Below are 744 nucleotides of genomic sequence, written 5' to 3' on the forward strand. Positions count from 1 at the left end.
CAGGACAACGACCGCGGCACGAACAACGCGCCGTTCGGCACGATCGGGCTGGGCAAGATGCTCAATCCGAACTGGTCGTTCGACGTCGAGCTGAACTACCAGAACCCGCGTTTCACCGATAACCAGGACCTGTGGTGGAGCCAGTACGGCGTGTCGTTCGACGCTCGCCGCCACTTCACCGCGGAAGGCCGCGCCTGGAACCCGTACCTGCTCGTCGGCGCCGGCTTCCAGCGCTCGGAAGAAGAGTACGACGCGTTCCCGAGCCCGAATTCGCCGGGCCAGCGCAAGGACGGCAACCTCGCCGCCAAGATCGGCGGCGGCATCCAGGGCGACGTCGGCCCGGTGAAGATCCGCACCGAGCTCGCCTACCGCGTCGATTTCGACGACCAGAGCGTCCACGCTCCGGACACCGATGCGTTCGGTGACCTGCTGGCCTCCGTCGGCGTGCTGATCCCGCTGGGCCCGGCCCCGACCGTGGCGCCGCCGCCGCCGCCGGCCGTGACCTGCGCCGACAAGGACGACGACGGCGACGGCGTGAACAACTGCGACGACAAGTGCCCGGGTTCGGTGGCGGGTCAGGCCGTTGGTCCGGACGGCTGCCCGGTGCCGCTGACGATCGACCTGAAGGGCGTGAACTTCGACTTCGACAAGTCGACGCTGCGTCCGGACGCGATCGCGATCCTCGACGAGGCGGTGTCGATCCTGCAGCGCTACCCGCAGCTGCGCGTTGAAGTCGCCGGTCAC

General features: G+C 68.5%; 1 protein-coding gene. It reads left to right on the top strand.

Going from position 1 to position 744, the window contains the following annotated elements:
- On the top strand, positions 1-744 hold a 744-nt coding region (locus tag E4F61_RS14115), incomplete at both ends, for an outer membrane beta-barrel protein (protein WP_133480241.1).

Source organism: Cognatilysobacter segetis, from assembly GCF_004359965.1.
Lineage (GTDB): Bacteria > Pseudomonadota > Gammaproteobacteria > Xanthomonadales > Xanthomonadaceae > Cognatilysobacter > Cognatilysobacter segetis.